Source organism: Streptomyces hokutonensis, assembly GCF_042751305.1.
Taxonomy (GTDB): Bacteria; Actinomycetota; Actinomycetes; order Streptomycetales; family Streptomycetaceae; genus Streptomyces; species Streptomyces hokutonensis_A.
In genome coordinates, this window is sequence record NZ_JBHYWD010000006.1 from 224,297 (window position 1) to 247,647 (window position 23,351).

Sequence of the window (23,351 nt, forward strand, 5' to 3'; positions counted from 1 at the left end):
CCCCTGAGCGTGCTGGTCAGCCGCCCGCAGCGGTCAGTGCCGCGCGCAACCGGCCCCCGGACTCCTCCAGAAGGCGGGCGGCCGTCGGGCCGTCGACCCCCGCGAGGACCACGAGGATCGCGTTCTTCACCTCGCCGTCGGTCGCCGCGAGGGCCCGCTCGATCTCCGCGTCGTCGGCACCGGTGGCGAGCGCGACGATCCGGCGGGAACGGGCGCGCAGCTTCTCGTTCGAGGCGCGGACGTCGACCATGAGGTTCCCGTACGTCTTGCCGAGCCGGATCATCGTGATCGTGGACAGCATGTTGAGGACCAGCTTCTGGGCCGTGCCCGCCTTCAACCTCGTTGATCCGGTGAGGAGTTCGGGGCCCACGACGACCTCGATGCCGTGCTCGGCCGCTGCCGCGAGCGCGCTGTGCTCGTTGCAGGACAGGCCGATGGTCAGCGCGCCTGCGCTCCGCGCGTGTTCTACGGCCGCGATCGCGTACGGGGTGCGTCCCGAGGCGGAGATGCCGACCACGGTGTCGTCGGCGGTGAGCGCGAGCGCGTCGAGGTCGGCCTCCGCCAACTCCCGCGAGTCCTCCGCCCCTTCGACGGACGTGACCATGGCGGGCGGGCCGCCCGCGATCAGTCCGACCACCTGGGAGGGGTCGGTGTTGAAGGTCGGCGGACACTCGGACGCGTCCAGCACGCCCAGCCGTCCGGCGGTCCCGGCGCCCATGTAGATCAGGCGGCCTCCTCTTCCCATGCGTTCCGCCACGGCGTCGATCGCGGCGGAGATCTCGGGTAGGCGGTGGGCTACGGAGGCTGCGACTGTGGCGTCCTCCGCGTTCATGAGGCGGGCGATGTCGAGGGTGGGGAGTTGATCGATCCCGGCCAGTTCGGGGCGGAAGGCTTCCGTGGTGAGTGACTCCAACTCGGCGCGGAGGTCACGGGGGTTGGACGTAGAGGTCATGGAGAAGCGGCTCTTTCTGTTGTTCTTTGTCTGCGGGGCGGCTGTGGCTGGTAGTTCCCCGCGCCCCTTCGTAACTCGGGCCCAGTTTCAGGGGCGCGGGGAACTGCGCGACCAGCCCCCACCGGGCCCGCAGACAACCACGAACCGTCAGCGCCTATGTCGATGCGCCAGCGCCTCATAAGACGCCGACAACGCCGGTGCCGCCTGTTCATACGTCCGTTGCGCCACCCCGATGAACAGGCAGTCCACCACCAGCAACTGACTCGTCCGGGACGACATCGCGGCCGGCCGCAGCTCGCTCTCCCGAGCGGTGGACGTCGTGAGTATGTGATCGGCGTACTGCGTCACCGGCCCGTCCGGCCGCCCGGTGATCGCGACGGTCGTGGCCCCGTGCTCGAAGGCGACTCTCAACGGTTCGATGACGTCGCCGGTGGACCCGGAGTGGGTGATCGCGATGGCCACGTCCCCGGCCTTGAGCTGCACGGCGTTGGTGACGGCGAGGTGCGGGTCGCTGTGGGCGTGGGCTATGAGCCCTATGCGCAGGAGTTTCTGGGTGAGGTCCTGGGCGACGAGCCCGGACGCGCCGACGCCGTAGATGTCGGTACGGCGGGCCGCCGCGAGCGCGGTGACGGCCGCGCCGAGCTGCGCGGTGTCGAGGCCGGCGGCCGTGTCGGCGAGGGTCTGCTGCTCGTCGTAGGCGAGTTTCGCGACGACGTCGGCGATCGGGTCGTCGACCGCGATGTCGGTGGTGAGGGCGGGCGCCCGCCCGGACTGCTGCTGTGCGGCGAGCCCGGCGAGGGCCAGGCGCAGGTCGCGGTAGCCGGGGTAGCCGAGGATGCGGGCCGTGCGGACGACGGTGGCCTCGCTGGTGCCGGTGAGTTCGGCGAGGCCGGTGACGGTGAGGGCCGCGCAGCCGGCCGGGTCGGCGGCGACGGTCTCGGCGACGCGCTGCATGGAGCGGGTCATGGAGGGGGCGAGGGTGCGCACCTTGGCGGCCAGGGCCGCGGGTGGCGTACTCCCGGTACTCCCGGAGGCGCTTCCGAAAATTTCTTTCACGTCCTGGGTCACCTTTGAAAGATATTTTCGGGACGGTGGTTCGGTCAAGAGTGCGCACAATGGGTGCATGGAACCCACCCGCGACCCCATCAGTCCCCTGGAACAGGCGCTGCACGCCGCCCGCGCGCTCGTGCTCGCCGACCTGGCCGCGCGCGAGGTCGTCGCGGCGGACGTGGTGTCGATGGTGGAGGAGTCCGTCGTACAGCGGCGTTGGTGGGTGGAGCAGTGGCCGGAGGGCGTCGACTACGTGGCCGGCCTGGTCGCGCAGGACGTGCAGGACGCGCTGCTGGAGGCGTACGGCCGCTGGCCGATCTGCCCGGTCTGCTCGGCCGGTGACCCGCACGCCCTGGAGGTCGAACCGGAGCTGGGACCCGACCCGCACTGGGTCTGCCACCAGGCGGGCGTGAAGGTCGCCGCGGTGGGAAACCTGGGTTCCCTGTGACCGTCTACATCGACCCACCGACCTGGCCGGGCCACGGCCGTCTGTGGTCCCACCTCGTCAGCGATGTCTCCTACGACGAACTCCACCTGTTCGCCGAGGAGTTGGGCGTGCCGCGACGGGCCTTCGAGCGGGATCACTACGACATTCCGTCGCATCGCTACGCGGACGCGGTGGCCGCCGGGGCGGTGGAGGTCAGGAGCCGGGAGGTGGTGCGGCTGCTGACGGCGGCGGGGCTGCGCAGGCCCAAGGGGCGGGAGCTGTAGCCCGGTTGGGCGGTCAGCCTTCCAGCTCGTAGGTCAGCTCGTCGAGGTCCTCGCCCACCTGCTTGAAGCCCACGCGGGAAACCACCGCCTGGGAGGCGAGGTTGTCGCGTTCGACGGTCGCGAGGACGGTGTGTACGTCGTCCCGCGCCAGCGCCCAGCCGGTCAGCGCGCGCAGCGCCTCCGTCGCGTAGCCCTGGCCGCGCGCGCCCTCCACCAGGTCGTAGCCGACCTCGACGCGGCCCTCCTCGTCGGGTGTGCCGTGGAATCCGATGCCGCCGATCGCGCGGCCGTCCTCGTGGCGGACGAGGGCGAATACTCCGAACTCCGGGCGGTGCAGGCCTGCTTGGTACGCCTTCGTCATGAAGGTCGCGGCCTCGCGGGTGCCCTGGAAGGGGCCGCCGGCGATCCACTCGAAGCCGCCCTCGCCTCCGGCGGCCAGGTCGGCGGCTGCCGCCGGGTGGACGCCGTCCAGGGTGAGGCGTTCGGTGGGCAGGACGAGGTTGTTGTGCCAGCGCCACTCGGTGACGGGGGCGCGGCCGGGGAGGTCGCCGCGGCCGGTCGCCCACAGCAGGGTGCGCCAGGGGTCGGCGCCGGGGCGGACCTGCGGGAAGATCCGGGTGAGGACGAACTCGGCGAGTTTCCGGGCCGGTTGGTAGTCCAGTCCCAGGGCCTGGGCGATGTCCTGGGTGTGCAGCAGCACCTCGGCGGTGCCCATCGCGGCGAAGCCCTCGCGGTTGGCGCTGCGGAACGGGTACGGGTGGAAGGCGCGCACCTCGCGCGGGGTGGTGCGGACGGCGGCGGCGAGCAGGGCGCCGGTCGCCCCGATCACCTCCAGGACACCGGAGTTGTCGGTGCCCTCGTCGAGGGTGATCTCGAAGGGGAGGTACGTCTGCTGCGCGCGCCCCGCCAACTGACCCGCGTACGCGATGAGATCACCGGCGATGTGCTCGGCCGTGTAGCGGCAGCTCCACTCCAGGCGGTCGGCCTTCACGCCGTCCCAGTCCCGGTCCGTCGCCGTGCCCAGCAGCGCGAGACAGCTCGCTACGGCTTCTTCCACCTGTGGTGCGCCCGTGGTCCCCATGGCGGGGAGCATACGGGCCGCGCCCTGCGACCCGCCGTGAATAAATCGCTCACCACTCGCCGTCCTCACCCCGCACTCGGGTCCGCCGAGCCCAGCAGGGCCAGTTCCCCCGTCAGGTTGTAGCGTGCCGTCGCCTCCCACTCCGCCAGCCCGTGCGGGGTCCTGAACAGCTGTGGCAGGGAGAGGAGTTGGCGCAGGATCGCCGAACGGCCGTCCCTGAAGGCGTCGTTGGGGACGAAGTGGTACTCCTCGCGGACGGCGGCCGTGTACGCGGCGTACGCCGACGGGGGTGCGGCCAGGATCGCGAGGTCCGCGTCGCACAGGACCATGCCGTCGCGGTCGTCGGCGGCGGGGGCGTGGGTGACGGTGAGCCGGACCAGGCGGGCGACCTCGGCCGTCTTCGCGTCCGGCACCCCGGCCTCGGGCAGCGCCCGTTCGGCCAGCCGCGCCGACCGCTCCTCGTTCTCGGACCGGTCGGGGAGATAGACCGCGTCGTGGAACCAGGCCGCGAGCCGTACGACGTCCGGGTCGTCGGCGTACTCGGCCAGCACGTCGATGTGGTCCAGGACCGCCGTGAGGTGGGTGAGCGTGTGGTAGTGGCGTTGCGGCTCCTGCCAGCGGGCGAGGAGGTTCTCCGCGTACGGCAGGGGGTCGGGTCCGCCGCCTGGCGCCCGGGCTCCTTCGAGAGCACGGGTCCAGCGGGCGCGAAGGGCGTCGAGATCGGCCATGGTGCTTATTTTCCTCCCGTGGCCCCGCCCCTAGCGTGGGACCCATGACTTACGCCGATACGACGCACGACGTACGTGATCCCGAACTGCCCGGGCGGCTCCTCGCCGGTGAGCGCGACGCGCTGATCCCGCTGCTGCGGTCCCGCTCCGAGGAGGACTTCGCGCTGGCGACCGACGCGTGTCCCGGCTGGACCGTGCGGGACGTGCTCGCACACTGCTCGTCCGCGCTCATGCGGGTGGTGGAGCGCCGGTTCGAGGAAGGGGTGTTCTCGCCGGAGGCCAATGACCGGGACATCGCCGAGCGGGCGGACTGGAGCAACGCGCGGGTCGTCGACGAACTGGAGCGCGGGATGACCGAGGCCGGTGCGGTGATCGCCCGCGCGGGCGGGGCGCTGGACGCGGTCGCGCTCGGCGAGTGGGTGCACGCAGGCGACGTACGGGACACGCTCGGCGAGCCCGGAGCCTATGGGGGCGAAAGGCTGGCGTCCGCCCTAACCCTTCTCGCCCTTGTGACCCGTCAGAGAAACCACCGGCCTCTCCACGCCGACCTCGACGACCTGGACGATCCGCTCCGGCTGGGCGATGTGTCGGGCGACCGCACCCCCGCCCGGTACATCGGCGACGCGGCCACCCTCGTACGGCTGTACACGGGGCGCCCGGTGCCGGAGGGGACGGTGTACGAGCTGGCGGGGGCGGAGCCGGCGGAGCTGAACATCTTCGGCTCATGGCCGTAAGCCGCCGTTCGCCGTTCGCCGTTCGCGGGGGTGATCTCGCGGCCCCCTGCCCGCCCGCGTACCCTGAGATTGGACTAGACCTGTAGCCGCTCCAGGGAACACGACGGAAGGGGTCCTATGAGCACGCGTGCAGTCCTGGAGGTGATCGCCCTCGGCGCCGAGGACGCGATCGCCGCCCAGGCCGGAGGCGCGGACCGCCTCGAAGTGGTCACCGACATCGCGGCCGACGGACTGACCCCGCCGGTCGAGACCTTCGCCGCGATCCGCGCCGCCGTGGACATCGACCTGCGCGTGATGATCCGCCTCGCGGACGGCTTCGCCGCGGGCGACACGCACCGGCTGGTACGGGTCGCCGGGGAGCTGCGGGCGGCCGGCGCCGACCAGTTCGTGCTCGGGTTCCTCGACCCGGACGGCGGGGTCGACCTGGACGCGGTGGAACGCGTCGTCGCCGAACTGGACGGCTGCGCCTGGACGTTCCACCGCGCGATCGACCGCGCCGCCGACCGCGACGCCCTCCGCAAGCAGCTCGCCGACCTGCCCGGCCTCGACACCTACCTCACCGCCGGCTCGGCCGACGGCGTCGACGACGGCCTCCCCGCCCTGCTCCGCGAGGCGGCCCTGCGCGGCGAACCCGGCTACGAACAGCGCATCCTGGTCGGCGGCGGCCTCCGCCTGGACCACGTCCCCACCCTGCGCGCCGCCGGAGTCGACGCCTTCCACATCGGCGGCGCCGCCCGGCCCGAGGGCTGGGAGCGGCCGGTGTCGGCGGCGGCGGTCGGGGAGTGGCGGGTCGCGCTCGACGGGTGAGGCGCGGTCGGTCGTGCCGGGCGCGTGCACGCCCTCAAGTCCGCGCCGGTTCCGGGGTGTCGGTGGACACGCGCGGCTGCGGTGCCGGCCGTGTCGTCAGGGCGGCGACGACCGTCGCCAGCAGGGCGAGTCCCGCTCCCGCCAGCAGGAACCAGCGCTCGCCGAAGAGGCTCAGGGCCAGGCTGCCGGTGCCGCCGGCCGCGGCCATGCCGAGGTAGAGGGCGCTGCTGTTGAGGGAGATCAGCACGGGTGCGTTGGCGGGGTCGAGCGAGGTGACGCGGGTGATCTGGCCGACCATGATGGACCAGCCGAACACCGGGGTGAGCGCGGAGGAGACGAGCGCGGTCGGCATGGTGCGCAGCGTCCAGGGAGCGGCGGCCGCCAGCGCCACGTAGGCCGTGCTCGCGGACAGGATCACCACCCGGGGTCCCCACCGGTCGATCAGCCGCCCGCCCAGCGACGAGCCCGCGACCGCCGAGCAGCCGGACACCAGGAGCAGCAGGGTCAGCCGGTCCTGGGAGCCGTGGGTCGCGTGCCGGGTGGCCACCGTGTAGTAGATGTACGTCGTCTGGAAGGCGAGGAAGACCAGGAAGGTGGTGCCGGCCGCGCCCAGCACCCGCCGGTCGGCGAGCGGGGCGAACCGCGCGCGCAGGCTCAACGCGGCCGCCGGCTGCGGCAGTTCGGGCAGCAGCAGGGCCAGCCCGGCGAAGGCGGCCACTCCGAGCCCGGTCACCAGCCACATCGTGAGCCGCCAGTCCGTACGGCCGATCCAGGTGCCCAGCGGCACCCCGAGCGCGGTCGCGACGGTCAGCCCGCCCATCACGACCGCGATCGCCCGCCCGCGCCGCTCGGCGGGCACCAGGGTCGTCGCCACGGCGTTCGCGGTAGGGGTGTAGAGAGCGGCTCCTACGGCGGCCAGCACGCGGGTGGCGAGCAGTGCGTCGTACGAAGGGGCAAGCGCCGTAAGGGCGTTGGCGGCGCTGAAGACGGCGAGCGCCGTGAGGAGGGTGCGGCGGCGGGGCCAGCGGGCGGTGACGGTGGCCAGGACGGGGGCGAGGACGCCGTAGGAGAGGGCGAAGACGGTGACCATCTGGCCGGCGACCGAGATGGAGACGTCCAGATCGCGGGCGACGAGCGGCAGGATGCCGGCCGTCACCATGCCGTCGGTTCCGACGGCGAAGGTTCCGAGGGCGAGCAGGAGCAGGCGTAGGCGCACGGGTCCCCCAGGTGCGTCCGGCGCAGGGCTGCGCAACGGTTTGACGTTGGTCAAACAATAGGGACTGTTGGATGATTGTCAAACGGTACGGAGAGGGGTGCGCCCGTGAGCGAGGCGGAGAACGAGTGGCTGCCACAGCCGGACGTCGAGGACATCGAGCTGGTCAAGGTGTTGCAGGCGCTCGGTGACCCGGTGCGGCTGTCGCTGCTGAAGGTGTACGCGACGGGGGAGCGGTTCAGCTGCGCGCCCGACGCGCTCGGCGTCGCCCATCTGCACAAGTCGACCGTCTCGCACCACATGAAGATCATGCGTGAGGCCGGGCTCACCTCGACGCGGGCCGTCGGCCGCAACCGCTATGTGCAGCTGCGGCGGGACGACCTGGACGCGAGGTTCCCCGGACTGCTGGACTCCCTGCTGAAGTCCCTGCCTGATTAGGCGAGTTGGGACGGAAGCGGTGCCGTGTGCGTGACGATCAGGCCCGAGACCGCTCGGGTCAGGGCGACGTACAGGCGGCGCAGGCCGGTGCGTTCGTCCGGTTCGCCGTCGACCACTGCCCGCGGCTCGTCGAGGACCACGTAGTCGTACTCCAGGCCCTTCGCGAGCGAGGCCGGGACCAGGGTCAGACGCGTGTCCACGGTCGTCTCCTCGCCCGGGTCGATGTAGCCGATGCCCGCCGCCGTCAGGGCCTCGGCCAGCTCGGGGACGCGGGCGTCCGCCGCGATCAGGCCCGTCGAACCCTCGTTGCGCAGCAACTCCGCGCAGGCGGCGACCACTTCGGCCGTCCCGGCGGTCTCGCGGAGGTCGAAGAAGCCCGGGTTCTCACGGACCGAGGCGACCGGGGTCAGGCCCGGCGCGATGTGGGGGAGCAGCCGGGATGCGTAGGTGATGACGTCCGTCGGTACGCGGAAACCGGCCGTCAACTCCTCGATCACACCGTCCGACTTGCCGAGATGGGCCAGCGCCTCGTCCCAACTCCGCGTCGCCCAGGGCGTGGTGCCCTGCGCCAGGTCGCCGAGGACGGTCGCGGAACCGGTGGTGCAGCGGCGGCCGACCGCGCGGTACTGCATCGGGGAGAGGTCCTGCGCCTCGTCCAGCACCACATGCCCGAGCGAGTGCGTCCGCTGGACGATGTCGGTCGCCTCGTCGATCAACACGGCGTCCGCGGCGGCCCACTTGGCGGCCTTCACGCTTCGGACGGGCTTCTGCCAGAGGATCGTCTTCTGTTCGTCCTCGTCGAGGATCCCGTCCGCGTGGGCGGCGAGGAACTCCGCGTCCGTGAGCAGCCGCAGCACCAGCTTCTCCGGCTCGACCGGCGGCCACACCGCCTTCACGGCCGCCTTCACCGCCGTGTTGCGCGCCACCGCGTCCTGCACCCGGTCGTCCGGCGCCTCCCCCGACCGCTCCATCTGCACCAGCACGGCATGCGCGATGCGCTGCGGGAGGGCCTCGCGGGCGGCGCCGTAGCGGATGTCGCGGTCGAGCAACTCCCGCACGATGGCTTCGAGTTCGTACGCCGGGACCCGCCAGCGGCGCGAGCCGCGCACCACCATCACCGGCTCGGTCGGGATGCTCACGTGCGAGTAGACGGCCCTGCGGAGCACCTCGGCCATCCGTGCGTCGCCCTTGATGACGGCGGCCGGGGCCTCGTCCGTGCCGCGCACCTCGACATGGGCGACCAGGTCGTCGACCGTGCCCTGACGGACCGTCAACTCACCCAGTGCGGGCAGGACTTGCTCGATGTAGTGGAGGAAGGACTTGTTCGGCCCGATGACGAGGGTGCCGGTGCGGGCCAGCCGCTCGCGGTGGGCGTAGAGGAGATAGGCGACCCGGTGCAGGCCGACGGCGGTCTTCCCGGTCCCGGGCCCGCCCTGCACGCACACCGTCCCGCCGAGTCCGGACCGCACGATCTCGTCCTGCTCGGGCTGGATGGTGGCGACGATGTCGCGCATCGGGCCGACGCGGGGCCGTTCGATCTCCTGCTGGAGCAGTTTGCTGGTGGCGGCGGCCTCGGCGGGGTCCATGAGGTGCTCGTCCTCGTAGGCCGTGAGCTCGCCGCCCGTGTAACCGAAGCGGCGGCGCAGCGAGATGTCCTGCGGGTCCTTCTTCGACGCCCGGTAGAACGGCTGCGAGACCGGCGCCCGCCAGTCGATCACCATCGGGTCGCCGTCGCCGTCGTGCACATGCCGGCGCCCGATGTAGAACTGCTCGCCCTCCGCGCCCTCCGCGTGCTCGGCGCCGGGAGCGTGCAGGTAGTTGAGGCGGCCGAAGAACAGCGGGGTGTCGCTGAGGTCGGCCAGCGCCTTGATGCGCTCGTCGATCTGGCGGGCCAGCACCTCGGCGTTGACCCAGTTCGCCGTGACGTCCTTGATGTCGAGGGACTCGACGTCCTCGCGCATGGCGCGCAGCGCGGAACGGGAGGAGGCGAGGTGGGTGCGTTCGCGGGCGAGGGGGTCGTCGAGGGGATGGCCGACGGGGTCGGCGGCGGGCGTGGACAAGGGGGTGCCTCCGGAAGACTCAAGTGGGATACCGACCGGTTTCCGTCCGGGCGGTGGCACTCCCTGCGGGGAGGCGGGCAAGAGCGGAGAGTTTAGTGACGCGGGCCCGGTGGGGGCCAATCGTTTTCCGTCCCCTAGGGGACGACCCCTCCACCCGACGGGGGAACGGGTCAGCCCGGAGGCGTACGCGGGCGGCTTCGAGGTTGGCTCTCAGGACCGATGCCGACCTTATGTCCCAAGACGCACCATGGATTCATGAGCGCAGCAACCATCCACCCGGTCCCCGTCCGCCCGTCCGGTGCCACACCGGCGACCGGCGGCAGCCACCCCCATCGCCTGGGCAATGCCCTGCGCGCCATAAAAGTGTTCGCGGGCGCCGCGTTCAGCGTGGTCGTCCTCGGAGAGTACGGCGAGGAAGCGGGCATACGCCGTAAGTGACCGCAGGGGTCACTTACGGCAGCCTTCCCGGGCTCAGCTCTCCGCGAGGATCTCGTCCGCGTCCATGATCCGGTACGCGTAGCCCTGTTCGGCCAGGAAGCGCTGGCGGTGGGCGGCGAAGTCCTGGTCGATCGTGTCGCGGGCGACGACCGAGTAGAAGTGGGCCTGATGGCCGTCGGCCTTGGGGCGCAGGACCCGGCCGAGGCGCTGGGCCTCCTCCTGGCGGGAGCCGAAGGTGCCGGAGACCTGGATCGCGACGGTCGCCTCCGGCAGGTCGATGGAGAAGTTGGCGACCTTGGAGACGACGAGGACGCTGATCTCGCCCTCGCGGAAGGCACCGAAGAGCTTCTCCCGCTGGGCGTTGGACGTCTCGCCCTTGATGACCGGCGCGTTCAAGTGCTCGCCCAGCTCGTCGAGTTGGTCGATGTACTGGCCGATGACGAGGATCTGCTGGCCCGCGAAGCGCCGCACGATCGCCTCCGTGACCTTCCGCTTCGTCGCGGTGGTCGCACAGAAGCGGTACTTCTCCTCGGCCTCGGCGGTGGCATAGGCGAGCCGCTCGGAGTCCGTGAGGTTGACGCGCACCTCCACACAGTCGGCGGGCGCGATGTAACCCTGCGCCTCGATCTCCTTCCAGGGCGCGTCGAAGCGCTTCGGCCCGATGAGGGAGAACACGTCCGACTCCCGGCCGTCCTCGCGGACGAGGGTCGCGGTCAGACCGAGACGGCGCCGGGCCTGGAGGTCGGCGGTGAACTTGAAGACGGGCGCGGGCAGGAGATGCACCTCGTCGTAGAGGATCAGGCCCCAGTCGCGGGAGTCGAAGAGTTCCAGGTGGGGGTAGATCCCCTTCCGCCGGGTCGTCAGTACCTGGTAGGTGGCGATGGTGACGGGCCGGATCTCCTTCCGGGTCCCGCTGTACTCGCCGATCTCCTCCTCGGTCAGGGAGGTCCGCTTGATCAGCTCGTGCTTCCACTGCCGGGCGGAGACGGTGTTGGTGACGAGGATGAGCGTGGTCGACTTGGCCTGCGCCATCGCCCCGGCCCCGACCAGGGTCTTGCCGGCCCCGCACGGCAGCACGACGACACCACTCCCGCCGTGCCAGAAGTTCTCCACAGCCTGCTTCTGGTACGGGCGCAGCGCCCAGCCGTTCTCGTCCAGTTCGATCGCGTGCGCCTCGCCGTCGACGTACCCGGCGAGGTCCTCGGCCGGCCAGCCCAGCTTCAGCAGCACCTGCTTGATCTGCCCGCGCTCGGAGGGGTGCACGGCCACGGTGTCCGGGTCGAGCCGGGCGCCGACCAGCGGGGCGACCCGCTTCGAGCGCAGGATCTCCTCCAGCACCGGCCGGTCGGTGGTGGTGAGGACGAGCCCGTGCGCGGGGTGCTTGGACAGGGTGAGCCGGCCGTAGCGGTCCATGGTCTCGGCGATGTCGACCAGCAGCGCGTGCGGCACGGGGTACCGGCTGTACTCGACGAGCGCGTCCACGACCTGCTCGGCGTCGTGCCCGGCGGCCCGCGCGTTCCACAGCCCGAGCGGTGTCACCCGGTAGGTGTGGATGTGCTCGGGCGCCCGCTCCAGCTCGGCGAACGGCGCGATGGCGCGCCGGCAGTCGTCGGCTCGCTCGTGATCGACCTCGAGGAGCAGGGTCTTGTCGGACTGGACGATGAGGGGGCCATTCACGTACGTACACATCCCTTCCGCACGGCCAAACGTCCAGTGTGCACTACCGGCCGATGATCACGGCCGGCCCTGCGAGGGTGGAGGCCATGGGAGAACTGGTGGAACGGGTGGACGAACAGGATCGGGTGGTCGGGACCGTGGACCGGGGCGAGGCCATCGCGCACCACTGGCTGCACCGCGTCGCGACGACCGTCTGCCGGGACGGGGAGGGCCGGGTCCTGGTGCACCGGCGGGCGGCGGACATGTCCCGGTTCCCGGGGCAGTACAACTTCCTGGTCGGCGGCGCCGCGGAGGCCGGGGAGTCCTACGAGGAGGCGGCGGCCCGTGAACTCACCGAGGAACTCGGAGTACGGGCGCCGGTCCGGTTCGCCTTCAAGTACCTGTGCCGGGGCGCGATCAGCCCGTACTGGATGGGCGTCCACGAAGCGGTCGTCGGTACGGACATCACCCCCGACCCGGCCGAGATCTCCTGGCACGCGTGGGTCACGGAGGACGAGCTGCGGGAGATGGCCCGGCGCCCGACGTTCGTGGCGGACTCCGTCGAGGCGCTGGACCGCTATCTGGGCCGAGGCGAGGCGGCCGGGGCGGGGGACCCCTCCGAAAAAGTGTGACACTTCCGCAGGAAAGTGACACACTTTTTCAGAGTCACCCCCTACCCCTCCGCCAGCTCCGCCACCCCCGTCACCCGGTGCAGCGGATACGTCCGTACCTCGTCCGCCGTGTGGTCGTACGCCGTGACGAAGCCGCCCTCCACGCGGATGGGGGCGATGACGCGCTGGCTGGCGGCGCCCTCGGCGTTGACGTAGCCGATCCAGAGGGTGGTGCCGGTGAGGACGGCGGCCTGCATCGTGGCGAGGGTCTCGGCGGAGCCGGTGCGCGGGAGTTCACCGGCCGGCGCCGGGGTCGTCGACGGCTTCAGGGGCGTCGTGGAGGCGCGGTCGCCCGCCCTGATCGCGCGGATCGCCGCCGACAGGAGGGTCGTGTCCGGGGTCGGCGGACCGTCCGGTACGGGTTCCGGGGCCGTGCGGGGTGGGGTGCGGTGGGCGTGGGCGCGGGTGATGACGACATCGCCGTCCGCGGACTCGGCGGCCGGCGCGAAACCCATCGCGCGCAGCCCGTCCAGGAGCGCCGCCGGATCCGCCTGCGCCGCCAGCACGGTCGGCGCCAGGCGGCGCAGACGCAGGCCCGCCGAGCGTTTGTCCGCGAGGATCTCGCTGAGCACCGCGTCGTCGTCGCACCGCACATACGCCGAGGCCGCGCCGATCCGCAGATGGCCGTGTCTGCGGGCCACGTCGTCGATCAGATAGGCGAGGGGCTGCGGGACGGGCGTACGGGAGTGCGCGGTGAGGAAGTCGTGCAGATCGGAGGCCGAGCGGCCGGCGTCCAGGGCGCGGCGCACCGAGCCCGGCGTGAAGCGGTAGACCGTGGCACCGCCCTTCGACTCCACGTCCGCGAGCACGTCCAGCACATCGGCCAGCGGCCGTTGCAGCGGGCCCGGGGCCACCGCCGTCAGATCCGCCTGCAACAGGACGTGGTCCAACGGCTCGGGCAGCAGCGGAGCGAGCAGCCGAGCGGCGGCGGCACTCGCCACGGCCTGCTCCGCGGGGGAGAGGGGCTCGGGGGGAGTGGGCGCGCGGTGGTGGACGGGCAGCTTGTCGCCGGGACCGGAAGGCGCGCCCTTCGCCGTGGTGCCACCCGCCGCCCCCAGCAGCGCCCGCCCCTGCCCCGACAGAGCGCCCCGCCCCGTCACCCCCAGCAACTCCGCCTCGTTCAGGGCCCAGCGGGCCAGGCGGCTGCGCAGGTCCTCCTCGGACTGCGGCGCCGTACCGCCCGTTCCGCGCGGCGGGCGTTCCCAGCGCAGCCGGGCCAGCAGCGACTCCGTGGACGGCGAGGTGCCCTCGGGAAGCGCGGCGAGCAGCGTGAGCACCCGGTGCCGTACCTCCGGGGCGGCCGAGCGGTCGAGGCCGGGGCCCAGTGCCGACAGCGTGCGCTCCTTGGCGTCCCGACCGCCGACCAGCCCGGACGTCCGGGTCCCCGTCAGCCAGGTCTCCGCGAGGTGCGTCCAGCGCTGCGCGGCGGGCTGTTGCAGCCACTCGTCGTAGGCCGGGGTCGCCGCATACCGTTCGTCCGCCTCGCCGTCGGACGCCAACAGGCCCGCCGCATAGGCGAGTTCGACCCAGAACGCGGCGACCGGCTCCGCCAGGTCCAGCGCGACGGCGGTCCGCTTCAGGTCGCGGATGCTGAGGCCACCGGCCCGCAGCACCGTCGGCCCGCCCTCGTCCCAGTCCTTCAGCAGCTCCTCGACCGTCGCCAGCGCCGTGTACGCCTGCCCGGCCGCCGCCGCGTCCACAACCTGTGGACGGTGCGTCGCCTTCGCCTCCACCGCCGGAGCCACCGGCTCCGTCTCCCGGTGCGCCCGCCCGGCCCGCAGATGCAGGGCCACCTCACGCGGCAGTACGACCGTGCCGGGCGCCGTCGGCAGCAGCAGCCCCCGGTCGATGAGCCAGCGCAGCCGGGCCGCCGGATCGGCCGTCACCTGCCCGTACGGCGGCCCCCAGACCAGTCGGTTCAGTACCTCCAGGGACTCCTCGGGGGCACCGGCCAGCAGCGCCTTCATCCGCCGCCGGGACGTGAACAGCTTGGTGAGCGCGGCCACCGCCGACACCGGGTCGTGCGTGGAGGGCAGGCCCGCCCCCGTCACGAGCTCCTGGATCCGGCCCGGCGACATGCCCGCCGTGGCCTCCGCGACCGTAGGACCGAGCCCGGTCGGCGACGGATGCTGCGGCGCCGGCGCCAGCAGCTCACGCGCCGTCCGCACCAGCCGCAGCCGGTCGTCCGCACCCCACACGAGCGCCTGCTCGCGCAGCGCCGCGACGGCGCGCGGCAGCGCGTTCACCACCGCCGGATCGCGCGCGTCGCCCGCCATCAGCCCGAGCAGCTCGTCGTACGGCGCCGGGTCCGCCGCCACGGCCAGGGCCTGCGCCGTCTGCAGCGTGAAACGGTCCAGCCGCTCCAGCGCCCGCACCACCGAAGCGCGCGTTCCGGCCCTGGTCGCGAGCTGGGTGAGATCGGTCGGCACGGGCGTGATGAGGTCGGGGCGGCTGCGCAGCAGCGCGGCCAGGGAGACGTCGTCCCTGGTTCGGAGTGCCTCCGCGAGCGAACGGGGCGGCGTGGCCGGAGTGCTCATCCGACCCACGGTAGCGGGTGGGTGTGACCGCGGGGGAGCGCGCACGACGTGAGGTTCCCGGCACCGGGCCCGCTGGCGGTAACGTCTGTCACCACGGGGTATCCAACGCACCCGCCCCGGAGGGGACTTCGTGGGTATCGAGAGCGACCAGGTCGTCTACGAGTATCTGAGCCGCGTCGGTGACGTCGCGCAGCAACGCCAGCTGCCCTCGGTCACCCGGATGCGGCTGGTGTCGGAGCTGCGCAACGAGATCGACCGGCAGCGCGCCGGAGCCACCGCCGACACCCCCGCCGCCGTCCAGCGCATCCTGAAGGGCCTCGGCTCCCCGGACGAGGTCGTCGCCGCGGCCGGCACCGGCGCCGGTGTCCCCCGGGCCCCGTCCACCTCCGTCCCCGTACAGCGCGACCACGAGGACGATCTGCGGCCCAAGGGCCTGCGCCGGGTCGTACCGCGCCCGCGCCCCGCCAAGGCCGCGCCCGCACCGGAACCCGACAACGCCGCCGCCCCGCCGCACCTCGCGAGCGCGGCCGAGCTCGGCGACAGCGTGCTGCAGCCCGACTGGTGGCGGACGGAGGGCAACGGCTTCGCGCTCGGCGACAGCGTGCCCGGATTCACCGGCGGCGTGGAGATCCCGGAACTGCTCAAGCCCCCGCCGCCGAAAGAGCCCCCGAAGTCGCTCCAGAAGGAACAGAAGGAACCGGAGCCGGTGGCCGCCCCGGTCGTCGAACAGGCACCGGAGGCCCCCGCCCGCAGGCGCCGCGTCGTCCCCCGCCTCCCCACCGGAGGCTGGTCCAACCCCCTCCTCCTGATCGCCGCCGCGCTGCTCGTCGTGGGCGCCGTACTCGGCAACTGGTTCGCGCTGCTGCTCGGTTGGCTCATCGCCTACGCGTCCCGGCGGCTGACCGACGCGGAGACGAAGTGGGCGGTGATCGGCATGCCGACGGCGGCCGTCGCGGCCGGCGTCGTCTGGCTGTGGGGCAGGAACACCGGCCGCTGGGGCACCCCCATCGCGCAGGGCCACATGAACGACGCCATCTCCGAGACCTGGCCGTGGGTGGTGCGGGGCGCGGCGGTGGCGTCGGCGCTGTATCTCGTGTGGCGCTCGCAGCGGCAGAGGTAGGACGGGGCACGACTGCCTGGCCTCCACGGGTACTGGGCACAATGGCCCATATGACCTCGCGCGCTCAGCACCCGGCCCCGCCCGCCCCGACCGTCGGCTTCGACCTCGACATGACCCTCATCGACTCCCGGCCCGGTATCCACGCCTGCTATCTGGCGCTGGCGGAGCGGACGGGGACGTACATCGACGCCGATCTGGCGATCACCCGGCTCGGGCCGCCATTGGCCGACGAGTTGGTCAACTGGTTCCCGGCGGACCAGGTGCCCGCGATGTCCGACCTGTACCGCGAGATGTACCCGGCGATCGCCATCGCCGCGACCCCCGCGATGCCCGGCGCCCGCGAGGCGATAGCGGCCGTGCGGGGGGCCGGCGGGCGGGCGGTCGTCGTCACCGCGAAGTACGAGCCCAACGCGAAACTGCACCTCGCGCACCTCGGTATCGACGCCGACGCCGTGATCGGCGACCTGTGGGCCGAGCAGAAGGCGGAGGCGCTGCGCGAGGAGGGCGCGAGCGTCTACGTCGGCGACCACGTCGGTGACGTACGCGGTGCCCGCGGCGCCCAGGCGCTGTCCGTCGCCGTCCCCACCGGGCCGTGCGATGCGGAGGAGTTGCGGACGGCCGGTGCGGATGTCGTGCTCGGCGATCTCACCGAGTTCCCGCGATGGCTTTCGGACTACCTCGTGGCGCGCGCCTGACGGCGGCCGGCGGCGACGGACTGGAGTACGCCGGCGGCCGCGAGCAGAAATCCGACGCCCATGAGCATGCTCAAGAGGTACATGTACGTCGGAAAAGGCGTCGTGTGGAGCAGCAGCGGTACCACGGTGACGAGTGTGGCCACCGCACCGACGAAGAAGACGACGGCACCGGCACGGATCAGCCGGTCACCGGCCACGGCGGAATTCGTTTGGGTTTTGTCACGCACTCGACCAGGGTAGTTCCCTGCGCACAGGAACAGTCCGGCGACGTCTTGTCACCGGCCTGAAGACCATTAGCCTTGGTACCGGCAGTTCCCCAGCGTTTTCCGAGCAGTTTTCCGACGAGTACGAGGACGAGGACAGACGTGCCCACCGGCAAGGTCAAGTGGTTCAACAGCGAGAAGGGCTTCGGCTTTCTCTCCCGCGACGACGGCGGCGACGTCTTCGTCCATTCCTCGGTACTGCCCGCCGGAGTTGACGCCCTGAAGCCCGGACAGCGCGTGGAGTTCGGGGTCGTCGCCGGTCAGCGCGGCGACCAGGCGCTCTCGGTGACGCTGCTCGACCCGACCCCCTCGGTCGCGGCGGCCCAGCGAAAGAAGCCGGACGAACTGGCCTCCATCGTCCAGGATTTGACGACCCTTCTCGAAAACATCACCCCGATGCTGGAGAAGGGCCGCTACCCCGACAAGGCCTCCGGCGGCAAGATCGCGGGCCTGCTCCGCGCGGTCGCCGACCAGTTGGACGTATAGCCGCCACACCGTCTGTTCTACGGGAATTCGAGCGCGTTCGGCCCGAGGGGCGGCACCAGCCCCTCGGCCGCCGCACGCGTCAACAGTCCCCGGACCGCCGCGTATCCGTCCTCGCCGAGGTCGGTGGTGAACTCGTTGACGTACAGGCCGATGTGCTGGTCGGCGACGGACGGGTCCATCTCCTGGGCGTGTGCCATGACGTACGGGCGGGAGGCCTCGGGGTCGTCCCAGGCGGCGCGCACGGACGTCCGGATCGAGTCGGCGAGCAGGTTCAACTGCTGGGCGCCCAGGGACCGTTTGGCGATGATCGCGCCCAGCGGGATCGGCAGCCCGGTGGTCGCCTCCCAGTGCTCGCCCATGTCCGCGAGCTTGTGCAGCCCGTAGTTCTGGTAGGTGAAGCGCGCCTCGTGGATGACGAGCCCCGCGTCGACCTTTCCGTCCCGCACGGCCGGCATGATCTCGTGGAACGGCATGACGACGATCTCGCCCACCCCGCCCGGGATCGTGTCCGCCGCCCAGAGCCGGAAGAGCAGATACGCGGTCGACCGCTCGCTCGGCACGGCGACCGTACGACCCGTCAGGTCCCCCGGCCCCCGGGTGAGCACCAGCGGCCCGCACCCCCGCCCCAGCGCGCCCCCGCAGGGCAGCAGCGCGTACTCGTCGAGAACGTACGGCAGCACGGCGTACGACACCTTCAGGACGTCCAGCTCACCGCGCTCGGCCATGCCGTTGGTGATGTCGATGTCCGCGAAGGTCACGTCGAGCTCGGGCGCGCCCGGCACCCGGCCGTGCGCGAGGGCGTCGAAGACGAAGGTGTCGTTCGGGCAGGGGGAGTAGGCGATCTGCAAAGGCTCGGTCGAAGCGGTCATACCTGTTCCCAACTCTCCAGTACGGGCGCGCACTTCCCGAATCCCTCGGTCAGGGCCGCGAGCGCGTCGCCGATGCGCCAGGCGGCGCGGTCGCGCGGGCCGACGGGGTTGGAGACCGCGCGCAGTTCCAGGACGGGGACGCCGTGGAGGGCGGCCGCCTCGGCCACGCCGAAGCCTTCCATCGCCTCCGCGAGGGCCCGGGGGTGGCGGCCACGGAGTTCGGTGGCGCGGGCGGCCGTACCGGTCACCGTGGACACGGTCAGTACGGTCCCGGGGCGCGCCCCGCTCGCGTTCGCCAGCGCTCGTACGAGTGCGATCGGCGGACGGTGGGTGACGGTGCCGAAGCCGAGTTCGGTGACCGGGAGGAACCCGCCGGGGGTCTCCCCACCCAGGTCGGCGACGGTGATCTCGTCGGCGACCACCAGGGAGCCGACGGGCGCCCCGGGCTGGAAACCGCCGCCGATCCCGGCGGAGACGACGAGGTCGTAGGAGGCGCGGGCGAGGGCGGTCGCGGTGCCGGCGGCAGCGGCGGCCGGGCCCACCCCGACGGCGAGGACAGTGAACCCGTCACCGGTCAACGCCCGTGCCACCGCGTCCCGTTCGGCCGGGACGGCGGTGGCGACGAGGACGCGTGGGGACGACGTGGTCAGGAGTCCTTCTTGAACTTGAAGGACCAGATGCCCTTGACCGTCTTGTCGCCCTCCTTGATGGAGACGACGGTGGAGTTGCCGGTCGCGCCGTACTGGGTGTTGAAGAACACGCTGCCCGGGATCGTCCGGTAGGTCTTCTTGCTGGAGTCGGTCAGCGGCTGACCGTTCATCAGGATCGTCCAGCCGTTGTCGGCGATCTTCGGGTCGACACCGAAGCGCACGGTCTCGTCCGGGTCGACCGAGATCGACGTGGAGGCCTTCAGGCACTTCGTCAGCTCGGCGGTCTTCACCGCGTCGCCGTCGTTGTAGCAGGTGGCCTCCGTGTGGACCGAGTTCCTCCCGACGGTGATCGTCGAGATCGGCGTCGGCTTGTCGCACGCCGACAGGACGAGCAGTCCGGCGGAAACGGCGCCGGCGGCGGCGACGGCGCGGCGGCGTCGCACAGCGGATTGCATGGTCATGGGGCGAAGGCTATCGGGCCCGTCCAGTCCTCCCGCCACGTGGGGTGCGGCGTGCCGGGCCGGGCACCGAGGGTTAGGCCACTCGCGGGCGCCCGGTACCCCCGTGCCGGGCCGAGGCGAGCAGCCCGCGCAGGGTGGTCAGCCAGCCCAGGGCGATGACCGCGGCGGCCAGCGTGAAGCCGAGGGCGCCGTTCAGCGGCATCACGATGCCGATCGCGCCGCCCAGCACCCAGGCCATCTGGAGCATCGTCTCCGAGCGCGCGAACGCCGACGTACGCACCAGCTCGGGCACGTCCCGCTGGATCAGCGCGTCCAGGGACAGCTTGGCCAGCGCCTGGCAGAACCCGGCGGTGGCCGCGAGACAGGCCACCAGGGCCGCGCCGAAGAAGATCGCCGCCGTGATCGCCGCGCCCAGTACGACCGCCATCACCGTCACGATGATGAGCTCCGGCGCCCGCTGCCGCAGCCAGGACCCGACCGCCGTCCCGAGCGCGTTGCCGACGCCCGCCGAGACGGCGACTATGCCCAGCGACACGGCCGCGCTCTGCCCGGTCATCGGGTGCTCGCGCAGCAGGAACGCGAGGAAGAAGGTCAGGAAGCCGGACAGCCAGCGCAGCGCCGCGTTGGCGCCGAGCGCGTGGGTGACGGCGATGCCGACCGTGCGCAGCCCCGGCCGCTTGACCTCCTTGGGATGCGGGCCGTGCAGATGGTTCTCGTCGGCGGCGAGCAGCGCCGTGTCCTCGCCCTTGGCGGAGTCGACCTTGGGGTCCAGGAAGAAACACAGGACCGTACCCGCGACGAAGATCACGAAGGCGCCGTAGAGCGGCCAGGGATCGCCGATGGCGTGCAGGCCGCCCGCGATCGGGGCGGCGACGCCGGTGGCGAGGAGCCCGGCGAGGGTGACGCGCGAGTTCGCCTTCACCAGGGAGATGCGGGGTGGCAGCAGGCGGGGCACCACGGCGCTTCTGACGACGCCGTACGCCTTCGAGGCCACCAGTGCGCCCAGTGCGGCCGGATACAGCTCCAGGCTGCCGCTGGCGACCGCGCCGGAGATGATCAGCGCGAGGAGTGCGCGGGCCAGCATCGCGGCCGCCATCGCGGCGCGGCGCCCGTGCGGGAGCTTGTCGAGAAGGGGCCCGATGACCGGCGCGAGGACGGTGAACGGCGCCATGGTGATCGCGAGATACAGGGCCACCCGCCCTCGCGCCTCATCGGTCGGGACGGAGAAGAACACGGTGGACGCGAGGGCGACGGTGATCATGACATCGCCGGCGCCGTTCACCGCGTGCAGTTCGATCAGCCGGCCGAGGCCCGACTCGCCCGCGCCGTGCGCGTGGGTCGCCTTGCGGATGCCCCGGGCGGTACCGGTGACGGGGAAGTGCAGGGCACGACCCATCGCGCGGACGGAACCGCCGACCCGGCCCGAACCGCCACCTCGGATGTTCCCCTTCGCGCCACCGACACCGGTGGCACCTTGGGGCGACCTCGCGGCTGCCACCCCGTCATAGTGCCCCGAGAACGGGGCGAGTAGTGCCGTTACCGCACGTATGGCGGCCGACGGGGCCGGATTCAGTGCCGTTGCACAGGCATCCGCAGGTCTCTGTTTGATCGCCGCGCACCGCCCAAGGGGCCGTCGGTGTGGGCGCACGGCCCGGGAGAAGGTAGCGTGCGTAGCGCGCCGTGGCGATTGTTCTCGGCCGCGCGCCTCTCGGCCATCCCGCAGAATGGATGGCGTAGGCGCGCCCGAGCGCGATCGGGCGCGGACGTCGACGCGGCCTCTCACCAGTGCCCCCAAGGGCCTGGTACATGTCTTTCAGCCGCTCCGTCCGCTCCCTTCGCCACACCAGGCGCACCCGTGAGACGGCGTAGGAGAGAAGCGATACCTGTGAGCGCAGCGACCACGCGAAGCCGCACCCCCGACCGTCTGTGCGCCGAGGCCGTCGACCTCGCCCGTGCCGCAGCCGAGGAGGCCGCCGCGCCCGGCGTGGTCGGCGAACACGCGGGCTTCGAATCCGAGGGCGACCGGGTGGTCACGCACTTCTTCGAGTGCAAGGAGTTCGGCTACCGGGGCTGGCGCTGGGCGGTGACGGTCGCGAGGGCGTCCCGCGCGAAGCTGGTCACGCTGGACGAGGTCGTCCTGCTCCCCGGCCCCGACTCCCTCCTGGCCCCCGAATGGGTCCCGTGGAGCGAACGCCTCCGCCCCGGCGACATGGGCCCCGGCGACCTGCTCCCCACCGACGCCGAGGACCTGCGCCTGGAGCCCGGCTACACCGGCGAGGACGAGCCCCCGCCGAACTCGGCCGTCTCCGAGGAGATGGCGGAACTGGTCGAGGCGGAGGACGCGGAGGTGACGGCCGGGGCGCCGGCGACCCTCCCCGTGGCCCCCACCCGAGGCTCGATCGCGGCAGTGGCGGAAGAACTCGGCATCCGCCGAGCCCGAGTCCTCTCCCGCTACGGCCTGCACGTCGCCGCCGACCGCTGGGAGGACGGCTTCGGCTCCAAGACCCCCATGGCTCAGGCGGCCCCCGCGGCCTGCGTCAGCTGCGGCTTCCTGGTAGCCATCGGCGGCTCCCTCGGCCAGGCGTTCGGAGTCTGCGCGAACGAATTCTCCCCGGCCGACGGCCACGTCGTCTCTCTCTCCTACGGCTGCGGCGGCCACTCGGAAGCAGCGATCATGCCCAAGCCGCCCCAGCCCCCCGCCCCGGTCATCGACGAGACGATGGTCGACCCGTTCCCGCTGCGCCCTGCGGCGGATTCGGGCTCGGTGCCGGTGGGCGTGGACGAGGATTCGGCGGAACTGGGGCACTCGTAGGGGTCGGACTCGCGCCCGCTCGCCTCCCGTGCTTGGCTCGCCCGATGAATCTTCTGCTGACGGCGAGCGGGCTGCGCAACGACACCTTGCGGCAAGCGCTCCGGGACATGCTGGGCAAGCCGTTCGGGTCGGCGAACGTCGTCTATGTGCCCACAGCGTCGGTCGCCGAGCCAGGGGACCACACATGGTTCGTCGAGGACATGAACCGGCTGCACGGCCTCGGCTGGCGGGAGTTCGACGTCCTGGAGCTGAACGGCCTGCCCCCGCGACTGGTGCTCGACCGCCTGCTCCACGCCGACGTCATCTACGTCGAGGGCGGCAACCACTACCACCTCGCCCGCAGCATCACCGGCAACGGCCTGGCCGACGGCTTCCTGGAGGCGCTGGAGAGCCGGGTCTACGTAGGCGTGAGTGCCGGCTCGATGATCTTCAGCCGCAACCTCACCGAGCACTCCGCCGACGTCATCGGCGACACAGCCGACCTCCACCTCCTCGGCGCGACGACCATCGAGCCACCATTCGCCCTCTTCGACTGGTACCTCAAGCCCCACCTCCACTCACCCCACTTCCCCGAACGCGACGACCCCTGGGCCGACCGCATCACCGAACGCGCGGACTTCCCGATCTACTTCATCGACGACGACACGGCCCTCCGCGTCAGGGACGGCGAGGTGGACGTAGTCACCGAAGGCCGCTGGCGATTCCACCCGTAACCCGACAACTGCTGCGGAGCCACGCCCCCGTACCCGCCGACGAAACGGGAGCGGGTCGTGGCGGTACGGCGCAGCCCGCCGCTCAGCTGGTCCCGACGCCGCCCACTTGGCAACCCACAGAGGGGCGCAACCCGCGGCGGGCTCGCCGTACCGCCACGACCCCGACCCCACCACCGCCCAAGGGCGAAAACCCAGCACCCCCCACC

At 72.1% G+C, this 23,351-nt stretch carries 25 protein-coding genes; 12 read left to right on the forward strand and 13 right to left on the reverse strand.

All coding sequences use genetic code 11. The annotated features are described in order from the left end of the window. Positions 1-16: 16 nt before the first annotated feature. Both murQ and ACFXC1_RS18565 read right to left on the reverse strand, forming a co-directional pair. Complete coding sequence (murQ, locus tag ACFXC1_RS18560) at positions 17-952, reverse strand: N-acetylmuramic acid 6-phosphate etherase (RefSeq protein ID WP_381243942.1); 936 nt, start codon at positions 950-952, stop codon at positions 17-19. Between the two features lie 147 nt (positions 953-1,099). Continuing rightward, positions 1,100-2,020: a MurR/RpiR family transcriptional regulator gene (locus tag ACFXC1_RS18565; protein WP_381243944.1), complete on the reverse strand. Its 921-nt coding sequence runs from the start codon at positions 2,018-2,020 to the stop codon at positions 1,100-1,102. 55 nt (positions 2,021-2,075) lie between these two features. On the opposite strand from ACFXC1_RS18565, the gene ACFXC1_RS18570 reads away from it, so the two are divergent. Beyond that, the gene (locus ACFXC1_RS18570; RefSeq protein WP_381243946.1) at positions 2,076-2,450 is read left to right on the forward strand and encodes a hypothetical protein; all 375 of its coding nucleotides are present in this window, start codon (positions 2,076-2,078) and stop codon (positions 2,448-2,450) included. Further along, positions 2,447-2,713, forward strand: coding sequence for a DUF4031 domain-containing protein (locus ACFXC1_RS18575; RefSeq protein WP_019072497.1), 267 nt, complete (start codon positions 2,447-2,449; stop codon positions 2,711-2,713). Before ACFXC1_RS18570 ends, ACFXC1_RS18575 begins: the two co-directional genes overlap by 4 nt. 13 nt (positions 2,714-2,726) lie before the next feature. On the opposite strand, the gene ACFXC1_RS18580 is transcribed toward ACFXC1_RS18575, so the two are convergent. Beyond that, entirely contained in the window at positions 2,727-3,794 is a 1,068-nt protein-coding gene (locus ACFXC1_RS18580; protein WP_381243948.1) for a GNAT family N-acetyltransferase, read from the reverse strand. Between the two features lie 65 nt (positions 3,795-3,859). Then, the gene (locus ACFXC1_RS18585) at positions 3,860-4,522 is read right to left on the reverse strand and encodes an HD domain-containing protein (RefSeq protein ID WP_381243950.1); all 663 of its coding nucleotides are present in this window, start codon (positions 4,520-4,522) and stop codon (positions 3,860-3,862) included. 44 nt (positions 4,523-4,566) lie between these two features. Here ACFXC1_RS18585 and ACFXC1_RS18590 point away from each other — a divergent pair, with 44 nt between their 5' ends. Beyond that, positions 4,567-5,256: a maleylpyruvate isomerase family mycothiol-dependent enzyme gene (locus tag ACFXC1_RS18590; RefSeq protein WP_381243952.1), complete on the forward strand. Its 690-nt coding sequence runs from the start codon at positions 4,567-4,569 to the stop codon at positions 5,254-5,256. 117 nt (positions 5,257-5,373) lie between these two features. Beyond that, on the forward strand, positions 5,374-6,063 hold the full coding sequence (locus ACFXC1_RS18595; RefSeq protein ID WP_381243954.1) for a copper homeostasis protein CutC: 690 nt from the start codon (positions 5,374-5,376) through the stop codon (positions 6,061-6,063). Positions 6,064-6,097: 34 nt separating this feature from the next. Here the strand turns inward: ACFXC1_RS18595 and ACFXC1_RS18600 are convergent, their stop codons facing one another. Beyond that, entirely contained in the window at positions 6,098-7,279 is a 1,182-nt protein-coding gene (locus ACFXC1_RS18600) for an MFS transporter (protein ID WP_381243956.1), read from the reverse strand. A 105-nt stretch (positions 7,280-7,384) separates the two neighbouring features. On the opposite strand from ACFXC1_RS18600, the gene ACFXC1_RS18605 reads away from it, so the two are divergent. After that, entirely contained in the window at positions 7,385-7,714 is a 330-nt protein-coding gene (locus ACFXC1_RS18605; protein ID WP_381243958.1) for an ArsR/SmtB family transcription factor, read from the forward strand. On the opposite strand, the gene ACFXC1_RS18610 is transcribed toward ACFXC1_RS18605, so the two are convergent. Then, entirely contained in the window at positions 7,711-9,774 is a 2,064-nt protein-coding gene (locus ACFXC1_RS18610; RefSeq protein WP_381243960.1) for a HelD family protein, read from the reverse strand. The genes ACFXC1_RS18605 and ACFXC1_RS18610 overlap by 4 nt on opposite strands. A gap of 255 nt (positions 9,775-10,029) precedes the next feature. On the opposite strand from ACFXC1_RS18610, the gene ACFXC1_RS18615 reads away from it, so the two are divergent. Beyond that, the gene (locus tag ACFXC1_RS18615; RefSeq protein WP_086022036.1) at positions 10,030-10,212 is read left to right on the forward strand and encodes a hypothetical protein; all 183 of its coding nucleotides are present in this window, start codon (positions 10,030-10,032) and stop codon (positions 10,210-10,212) included. A 33-nt stretch (positions 10,213-10,245) separates the two neighbouring features. On the opposite strand, the gene ACFXC1_RS18620 is transcribed toward ACFXC1_RS18615, so the two are convergent. Next, positions 10,246-11,889 (reverse strand): DNA repair helicase XPB, encoded by a 1,644-nt coding sequence (locus tag ACFXC1_RS18620; RefSeq protein ID WP_381243961.1) that lies wholly within the window; start codon positions 11,887-11,889, stop codon positions 10,246-10,248. 86 nt (positions 11,890-11,975) lie between these two features. Between ACFXC1_RS18620 and ACFXC1_RS18625 the strand changes: the two genes are divergently transcribed. After that, the gene (locus tag ACFXC1_RS18625; RefSeq protein ID WP_381243963.1) at positions 11,976-12,500 is read left to right on the forward strand and encodes an NUDIX hydrolase; all 525 of its coding nucleotides are present in this window, start codon (positions 11,976-11,978) and stop codon (positions 12,498-12,500) included. Between the two features lie 41 nt (positions 12,501-12,541). On the opposite strand, the gene ACFXC1_RS18630 is transcribed toward ACFXC1_RS18625, so the two are convergent. Continuing rightward, complete coding sequence (locus tag ACFXC1_RS18630) at positions 12,542-15,076, reverse strand: helicase-associated domain-containing protein (protein ID WP_381243965.1); 2,535 nt, start codon at positions 15,074-15,076, stop codon at positions 12,542-12,544. A gap of 130 nt (positions 15,077-15,206) precedes the next feature. On the opposite strand from ACFXC1_RS18630, the gene ACFXC1_RS18635 reads away from it, so the two are divergent. After that, positions 15,207-16,196 carry a hypothetical protein gene (locus tag ACFXC1_RS18635; protein ID WP_381243967.1) on the forward strand — a complete coding sequence of 330 codons (990 nt, stop codon included), beginning with the start codon at positions 15,207-15,209 and terminating at the stop codon, positions 16,194-16,196. A gap of 41 nt (positions 16,197-16,237) precedes the next feature. Then, positions 16,238-16,891 carry an HAD family hydrolase gene (locus ACFXC1_RS18640; protein WP_381243969.1) on the forward strand — a complete coding sequence of 218 codons (654 nt, stop codon included), beginning with the start codon at positions 16,238-16,240 and terminating at the stop codon, positions 16,889-16,891. Here ACFXC1_RS18640 and ACFXC1_RS18645 read toward each other — a convergent pair. Continuing rightward, on the reverse strand, positions 16,870-17,118 hold the full coding sequence (locus tag ACFXC1_RS18645) for an SUR7/PalI family protein (protein ID WP_381243971.1): 249 nt from the start codon (positions 17,116-17,118) through the stop codon (positions 16,870-16,872). The genes ACFXC1_RS18640 and ACFXC1_RS18645 overlap by 22 nt on opposite strands. A gap of 138 nt (positions 17,119-17,256) precedes the next feature. Here ACFXC1_RS18645 and ACFXC1_RS18650 point away from each other — a divergent pair, with 138 nt between their 5' ends. Continuing rightward, on the forward strand, positions 17,257-17,640 hold the full coding sequence (locus tag ACFXC1_RS18650) for a cold-shock protein (RefSeq protein ID WP_019072514.1): 384 nt from the start codon (positions 17,257-17,259) through the stop codon (positions 17,638-17,640). A 17-nt stretch (positions 17,641-17,657) separates the two neighbouring features. On the opposite strand, the gene ACFXC1_RS18655 is transcribed toward ACFXC1_RS18650, so the two are convergent. The 4 genes from ACFXC1_RS18655 to ACFXC1_RS18670 all read right to left on the reverse strand — a co-directional run bounded on the left by ACFXC1_RS18655 (position 17,658) and on the right by ACFXC1_RS18670 (position 21,118). Further along, positions 17,658-18,509 carry a 1,4-dihydroxy-6-naphthoate synthase gene (locus ACFXC1_RS18655; RefSeq protein ID WP_381243973.1) on the reverse strand — a complete coding sequence of 284 codons (852 nt, stop codon included), beginning with the start codon at positions 18,507-18,509 and terminating at the stop codon, positions 17,658-17,660. After that, the gene (locus ACFXC1_RS18660; protein ID WP_381244313.1) at positions 18,506-19,186 is read right to left on the reverse strand and encodes a futalosine hydrolase; all 681 of its coding nucleotides are present in this window, start codon (positions 19,184-19,186) and stop codon (positions 18,506-18,508) included. The genes ACFXC1_RS18655 and ACFXC1_RS18660 overlap by 4 nt, the downstream gene beginning before the upstream one ends. After that, the gene (locus tag ACFXC1_RS18665; RefSeq protein ID WP_317884615.1) at positions 19,156-19,620 is read right to left on the reverse strand and encodes a DUF2771 domain-containing protein; all 465 of its coding nucleotides are present in this window, start codon (positions 19,618-19,620) and stop codon (positions 19,156-19,158) included. The genes ACFXC1_RS18660 and ACFXC1_RS18665 overlap by 31 nt, the downstream gene beginning before the upstream one ends. Before the next feature lie 73 nt (positions 19,621-19,693). After that, positions 19,694-21,118, reverse strand: a complete 1,425-nt coding sequence (locus tag ACFXC1_RS18670) for an MFS transporter (protein WP_381243975.1) — start codon at positions 21,116-21,118, stop codon at positions 19,694-19,696. 387 nt (positions 21,119-21,505) lie between these two features. Here ACFXC1_RS18670 and ACFXC1_RS18675 point away from each other — a divergent pair, with 387 nt between their 5' ends. After that, entirely contained in the window at positions 21,506-22,432 is a 927-nt protein-coding gene (locus ACFXC1_RS18675) for a DUF3027 domain-containing protein (RefSeq protein WP_381243977.1), read from the forward strand. Positions 22,433-22,476: 44 nt separating this feature from the next. After that, positions 22,477-23,145 carry a Type 1 glutamine amidotransferase-like domain-containing protein gene (locus tag ACFXC1_RS18680; protein WP_381243979.1) on the forward strand — a complete coding sequence of 223 codons (669 nt, stop codon included), beginning with the start codon at positions 22,477-22,479 and terminating at the stop codon, positions 23,143-23,145. Positions 23,146-23,351: the final 206 nt, after the last annotated feature.